This is a genomic window from Verrucomicrobiales bacterium (genome assembly GCA_016793885.1).
Classification (GTDB): domain Bacteria; phylum Verrucomicrobiota; class Verrucomicrobiia; order Limisphaerales; family UBA11320; genus UBA11320.
Window position 1 is genome coordinate 1 of record JAEUHE010000269.1, and the last position, 6,261, is coordinate 6,261.

Annotated in this window: 6 protein-coding genes; 1 reads left to right on the forward strand and 5 read right to left on the reverse strand. The window is 57.4% G+C overall.

What is annotated here, in order from left to right:
- Nucleotides 1–193: 193 nt before the first annotated feature.
- From JNN07_29050 to JNN07_29070, 5 genes are all read right to left on the reverse strand, one after another.
- Nucleotides 194–766 carry a hypothetical protein gene (locus JNN07_29050; GenBank protein ID MBL9171813.1) on the reverse strand — a complete coding sequence of 191 codons (573 nt, stop codon included), beginning with the start codon at nucleotides 764–766 and terminating at the stop codon, nucleotides 194–196.
- A 3-nt stretch (nucleotides 767–769) separates the two neighbouring features.
- Complete coding sequence (locus tag JNN07_29055; GenBank protein MBL9171814.1) at nucleotides 770–1,591, reverse strand: hypothetical protein; 822 nt, start codon at nucleotides 1,589–1,591, stop codon at nucleotides 770–772.
- Complete coding sequence (locus JNN07_29060) at nucleotides 1,588–1,980, reverse strand: hypothetical protein (GenBank protein ID MBL9171815.1); 393 nt, start codon at nucleotides 1,978–1,980, stop codon at nucleotides 1,588–1,590. Before JNN07_29060 ends, JNN07_29055 begins: the two co-directional genes overlap by 4 nt.
- A gap of 35 nt (nucleotides 1,981–2,015) precedes the next feature.
- Entirely contained in the window at nucleotides 2,016–2,198 is a 183-nt protein-coding gene (locus tag JNN07_29065; GenBank protein MBL9171816.1) for a hypothetical protein, read from the reverse strand.
- A 377-nt stretch (nucleotides 2,199–2,575) separates the two neighbouring features.
- Nucleotides 2,576–3,697 carry a hypothetical protein gene (locus JNN07_29070; GenBank protein ID MBL9171817.1) on the reverse strand — a complete coding sequence of 374 codons (1,122 nt, stop codon included), beginning with the start codon at nucleotides 3,695–3,697 and terminating at the stop codon, nucleotides 2,576–2,578.
- A gap of 282 nt (nucleotides 3,698–3,979) precedes the next feature.
- On the opposite strand from JNN07_29070, the gene JNN07_29075 reads away from it, so the two are divergent.
- Nucleotides 3,980–6,261 (forward strand): relaxase domain-containing protein (locus tag JNN07_29075; protein MBL9171818.1); only part of this gene is annotated, 2,282 nt, incomplete at its 3' end.

Sequence of the window (6,261 nt, forward strand, 5' to 3'; positions counted from 1 at the left end):
CGTCTAGCGGAATGGGGGAAAGAAGCGGAGTGACCGGTGCCAAGTTCCCAACGGAAGCGCCACGCGACTGCGTGCTTCTCAAACCGGAACGAACGCGCGCGAAGCAGAGTGAACGCACGGGCGCCCGGGGGCGATCACGGCGCGGAGCGTGCGCTGGTTCCGGCGGGTTTCCGGCGATGCCGGAACGGTGAAGTCAGCGCCAGACGAAATGACCAATCAAAAGGCCGATGCCACACGCGGCCAGTAACAACAATCCTGTAAAAACCAATTGCTGGATGTCCCAGTATTGGTTCATCGCCGCCAGGGCGGTGTCGAGTTTGCGGCGTTCCGTCTCGAACTGCTTATGCGCCCGGCGCCATTCCTCCGCACCAGTCCGCAAGTCGCCTTCCATCAATCTGGCCACAGCTCTGACTTCGGCCAGTTGCGAGCGCAATGTTTCCACGGACTCTCCGGCCTGCCGTGCTTGTGCGGTCTGAGATTTCTCCAAGGCTTGCAACTTTGCTTCGGTCGCTTGCGCGAAACTTTTCGCGAGACCAATGATGTGTTGCCGGTGCTCGCTGAATGTCCGCTCCAAGATTTCCCGTGACTGGTCAACTGACCGGGGCACGCTGGCAGCCGCCCGCCATTGCGCCCTCGTGAGCAGGGCAAGATGAACGGGGAACGAGCGTTCATCGCCGTCGCACCATTCGGCCAGCAGTTTCGACAAGAGCCGGGTTTCTTCCGCGCTTGCTCCCTCGCACAGAACATCGAATTCAGTCCGGTCCATACGTCATTCCTCAAAGTTGAGTTGTGGTTGCGGCTCTGCTTTCGGGCTTTCGTTCGCTCTCACAACTGGCTTTTCCTGCGAAACCAACTCGGTCGGCAACAGCAGATCGGCAATCGCGTCATACTGCCGAAACATCCGTTGCATGGCCCATTGGATTTCTCCTGCCAGCAAGCGTTCCAGGTATTTCGCGTCCGGGTTGGACAGTTCGGCGAAGCTCAGGCCGCGTCTGGCCACTGATTCGGCTTTCTCCGCCGCGAGCAAAGTCGTCGGGGTGATGGTCGGCAACGTGATGGCCTTCGCACCGAAATCGGTCAGTTGGCTTTCGAGTTGCGAGCCTTTGAACAAATCACCGCGCGCCTTAGCCGGATTGTGAACAATCACGTAATCCACGCGGTCGCCGGCGTAGAGAAAGAGTCGCCCAGCGTTGGTCATGCTCTCGGTGTCGTCGGTGGGAAACAAAAAGAACGTCAGCCGCACACCCTGATCGGCACAGATGTCGAGGACTTGCAGTTCGTCCATCGCGCCGAGGATGAGCGCATCGGCCTGGGCGCGGGTGTCAATGACGTGGACGGGCGCAGCATCCTTTAGCACCCGTCGAAACAGTTTAAGCAGCGCGGTCTTGCTCTCATGCTCATTGCCGAGTTGGTAAGACTGAACTGCGCCGGGATGCCGACTGGCAAACGTGTGGTGGCGGTCGTCGAGGTCTGAGCCGCTCCACGGGATGCCGAGCCGATCGAGCCAGGCGGTGCGGAATTCCGCTTCAAAACTTTTGCCGAGATTGCCTTTCGATTGAGGATTCAAGTGGATGCGTCGAGTGATGTTCATACTTTTGTGGGGTCGTTGAGTTTAATGTCGCTGGGATTCGGTCGCCGGAATGCACGCTCTACCGGAGTGGAAGCGGTCACAATGTTTCGCGGTGGCTCGTTCACTGAACCGGGCGAATTGGCTGGCGAGAAATTTGCCGTCTCGCGTTCCCAATGCGGCCGGCTCTGGCGCTGGGTGTAGCGACGGCAGAACTGGTGGACACCCTGGGCGCTGATGACACAACCCTTCTCCGTGCGGAGCAGTTCCGCGATTTCCTTCCATGTCCTGCGTCGCTGACGCTGTTCGCGGATGAAATCCACGAACTGTTCGAGACGACTGTGGAAGGCGCGTCCGCCGCCGGAGCGTTCGCGCTTCACTGGCTGGGCATCGTTGATGATGTCAGGATTCATCAGCGCAAAGTTTAGGGCGTTTCCAACCAAGGCGGTTAGCGCATACGCACCGGATTAAATGGCATAGGTGGATGATTAAGCCGGATGGCTTCAGCGATGAACTTTTGTGGCGTTGAAATGGGTTGAAGTCCGTTGACGCGGTGCGTTGAACCGCGTTGAGCGGTGTTGGCAACGGATGTTGACAGGCGTTTAGCCGCGTTGAATTCATCAACGCGCATCAACGGATTTCAATTCTCCGTTTTTGACCTGCCGTTTTCCGAAGCGAATGCTTCGGGGATGGTGTCATCCAAAATGACCGGCTTTCCAATTCCAGAAAGCCGCGAAAAATCACGTTCGACTGAACGTCCTAAAACTCACGCACAAATGAGCAAATGCCAAAGCACTGAACGGGCGTTCTGAAACCGGCAGCGAAACGGAGCAGGTCGGGAGTGAGGTGAACGGACGACGGCGAAGTGGAGCGCGGTTTTAGAACGACCGATGAGTGCGCGACCGTCTAGGTTTCATTGGAGGCGATTTGTCTGGCCGGTTTCCGAGTGCCCGCAGGAAAGCCGGCCAGTCAAAGCGCCGAACTTTCAGCGACTGCTTCTTGAGGAACTTATTTCTGGCTGATCCGTCTCTTGAGGCGCATACGCACCAGGGCCAAAAGATCATTCTCAGTTTCCAAGCCGCGCAAATAACCGTTGAGAATGCCCAAATGGTAGGTGATGCCACTGCTCATCAGCCGCCAATTCGTCCCTTCGAGCGCTTCCTCAATAGCCCTTTCCAAATCCTTGACGCTGTCGCGGTCACTGCGTCCAGACCTGACATCCTGAACGCAGAAGGACATTTGCACGTCTCGCTTGATGGCAGGCGAACCGAGATTGAGTCGCACGAATCTTTCCCGCTCCAGTGCCGGGATGAGGAGGTTCTCCAATTCCACCACCGTTAGCCTTTTCAGCTTCGCTATTTCGTCGTAAAGGTTCTGTCGCTTCTCGTGCAGTTCCCGTTCTGCCTGCTCCCTTTGGAACATTTCAGCACTTACGCGGCAACTGTCATACTCCCGCCCTTCTTCTTCAGACATGCAGAATCGCTCTCGGTCGGTCGCATAGTTTGCATCCGGCGTTACAGGCTTTTCAGCGGCCAAGGACTCGGCCTCCACCTTGCCGCATTCTGGACATGTCGTGATGATACTCACTTCTCCGCCAGCGCGCTGATACTCGACATTTGCCTCGCTCTGACACTGGCTGCAAAGAATCTTCTTACGTCGGTATTCTGTGCCATCTTCGTAGAACGCACGCCGGGAAACGCACTTCGGGCAACTAAAAAAGAATAGCACCTGGTCTCCGCCATCCCGTTCGCTAAAATCCCTCTCCTCACAAACCATGTCGGAAAAGCAAGTAACGCAGCGAATTCCCCGGGGTGGTCTGGCTTGGGCAAGTTGCCTGTCCCGTTGCCGGTCGTTTTCACGCCAGAGCATGATGGTATCGGCTTTTCGTGCATGACGCTCCCCACGCAGGAAATACAACGCAACTTTGACAAGCAGTGTTTGCCAGTGTTGATCCGCTGGCGTGCCTGCGGACGCTTCAGAAAATCGCCGTTCCAAAGTGCGGCATTCCTCGACGGTCTGCCGGTCGTAGAGATCACTGTAGTGCGCTTCGTCTTTGAGATAATTGTTGCAATTCATTTTGTGTAAAGATTGCACAAACCGAGCACGAATCGTTGCCAGACTTGGCGGCATGAATCGAAGTGGGGTGGTTTTAACCGAATCCGCATGTTTGGGAACGCCTCAAGAGAGGTGTATCACATACACCACGGCAACTTCCGTTTCTGCCATTCTGGCAGGCATGACGGCAAGCCAGCCATCCGCATCGGTGAAACCGCGCTGTTTCCGGCGCAGGAATGTGCCCGGCGGGCACACGGTTGCCATGCGCTCTCGGTTATCTTCATCGGCTGAGGCGACAACAAAGGTTGTGCGCAAACCGCACCATGCCGCAGGAAAGAGCGGCTAGACTCTGAGCGTATGTTTACTGCCGTTGCGCATAAAACACTGGCCGATGCCGAGAATTACTTCGACGAGCATCTGGCGCAGAACGATTACTACTCGGCGGGCGAAATCCGTCCCGGCCAGTGGATCGGGACGGGCGCGGAGCGGCTGGGATTAAAGGAGGCAGTGACCCGTGAGCAATTCCACGCCCTTTGTGAAAACCGGAATCCGCAGAGCAATGAACGGCTGACGCAACGGCTGCAAAAGGAGGACAAACGGCGGGTGTTTTATGATTTCACCTGCTCCGCCCCGAAATCCGTTTCGGTGCTGGCGGTGACCTTGGAGGACAAGCGGCTGGTGACGGCACATGAGGAATCAACCCGCATTGCGTTTCGCGAACTGGAGACTTTCGCTGCAACCCGAGTCCGCAAGCAGGGCAATCAACGGGATCGCACCACCGGCAATCTGGTCGCCGCCGCGTTTCTGCATGACAGTTCCCGCGAGCTTGACCCGCTGTTGCACACGCACTGCACCGTGTTCAACGCCACGTTTGATGACAAAGAACAGTGCTGGAAGGCGCTGCAAGCGGGCAGCATGTATGACGCGATTCGATACGCCACGGCGGTTTATCGGAATGAACTGGCGAAGCGGGTTCAGGAAATCGGCTATCAAATCAGACCCGCGAAGCACGGTTTTGAAATCGAAGGGGGGAGTGATGACGTGGTGCAACGCTTTTCCAAGCGGTCGCAACAACGGGACGCAGTGGTGCGGGAGATGGAACAAAAGCTGGGGCGGAAACTAACCAACGATGAAATTGCCCATGCGGTGCATCAAAGCCGGGCGAAAAAGCTCAAGGGCATCTCGACGGCGGAAGTGCGTGAACGGCAACTGGCACAATTACAGCCCGATGAATTGCTGGCCTTGCAAACGCTCGTGGCGTCGGCGCAGCGCACCGGGCAACGGCGCATCGCCGGTTTGGAAAACGAAACCTTGAATCACGCCGTCGCCCATTTGTTTGAGCGCAAGTCGGTCGTGCCGGAGCATGAACTACTGAACGTGGCGTTGTCTCGTCGTCCGGGCGAAGTTGATTTGCCTGCATTGAAATTGGCGGTGAAACAATCACAGGACTTGGTGAAAACCGAGCGTGGATTTTCGACGCAGCAGATTTTGGCGACGGAACTGGCATTGATTCAGGTGGTGAATGCCGGGTGTGATGCCGTTGCGCCATTGCATCCAAGCTATCGCCCCGCCGATTGGCTCGGTGAGGATCAACAACGGGCGATTTACCATGTCCTCCGCACCAGTGACCGGATCAGCGGCCTGCGTGGACTGGCCGGCACTGGCAAAACCACCGCGCTGCGCGAGTTGGTCGCCGCTTGCAAAGAGGCTCGGATTGAACCGGTATTCTGCGCGCCGACGGCAGCGGCGACGGACGTGTTGCGAAAAGAGGGATTTAAGGCGGTGACGCTGCAAGGTCTGCTGCTATCCAAGCGGTCGTTGTCCAAAAACGATTTGGTGGTGCTGGATGAAGCTGGCGCGGTGGGCATTGATGACATGAAGCGGCTGTTTGACCTGGCGCGTGATGCCCGCGTTGTGCTGTCGGGCGACACCGGCCAGCACGCTTCGGTGGCGCGTGGTGATGCGCTGCGGATTTTGGAACGGCATTCCAATTTCAAGTCCGGTCAATTGACCGCCATCCGGCGGCAACGCAAGGCCGGGTATCGCAAGGCGGTGGAACTGGCGGCGCAGAAACAGACAGCGGAAGCATTCGCGCAACTGGAACGCATGAAGGCCGTGACGGAGTTGCCGGAGAACAAACTCCATGATGCCGCCGCGAAATCGTATCTCAAGGCATTGGACGGAGTGAAATCCGCGCTGCTGGTCGCGCCGACTTGGAACGAGATCGAAGCGGTGACGGAGAAAGTTCGCGCGGCGTTAAAAGCCGCCAGGCGATTGTCGGGCAACGAACGTGAGTTCCAAGTGTTCGACTCGCTCTCGTGGACCGAAGCCCAGAAGCGGGACGCCCGGCAATACCGCGCCGGCATGGCGGTGCGGTTTCATCGTCGTCACGGTGGGTTCAATAATGGTGAATCTGTCAGCGTGGTCGCCGCCGAGACGAATTCGCTTTGCGTTCGACGTGCCGACGGTTCTGAGGCTTCTTTCCCATTGGGTGCAGGCTGCGCCTGTTTCGACGTGGGCGAGTCGCGGATGTTGAAAGTTGCGTCTGGCGATAAGTTGTTGCTGCAAGCGAATGCCGCCCGCAAACGGTTTATCAATGGCGAACTCGTCGAGGTGCAGACGATTCAGGGCGATTCCGT

What these genes read in the sequence shown, in the direction of transcription:
- JNN07_29050 (MBL9171813.1), bottom strand. Translation starts at nt 766, where the DNA reads ATGGACCGGACTGAATTCGATGTTCTGTGCGAGGGAGCAAGCGCGGAA.
- JNN07_29055 (MBL9171814.1), bottom strand. Translation starts at nt 1,591, where the DNA reads ATGAACATCACTCGACGCATCCACTTGAATCCTCAATCGAAAGGCAAT.
- JNN07_29060 (MBL9171815.1), bottom strand. Translation starts at nt 1,980, where the DNA reads ATGAATCCTGACATCATCAACGATGCCCAGCCAGTGAAGCGCGAACGC.
- JNN07_29065 (MBL9171816.1), bottom strand. Translation starts at nt 2,198, where the DNA reads ATGCGCGTTGATGAATTCAACGCGGCTAAACGCCTGTCAACATCCGTT.
- JNN07_29070 (MBL9171817.1), bottom strand. Translation starts at nt 3,697, where the DNA reads ATGCCGCCAAGTCTGGCAACGATTCGTGCTCGGTTTGTGCAATCTTTA.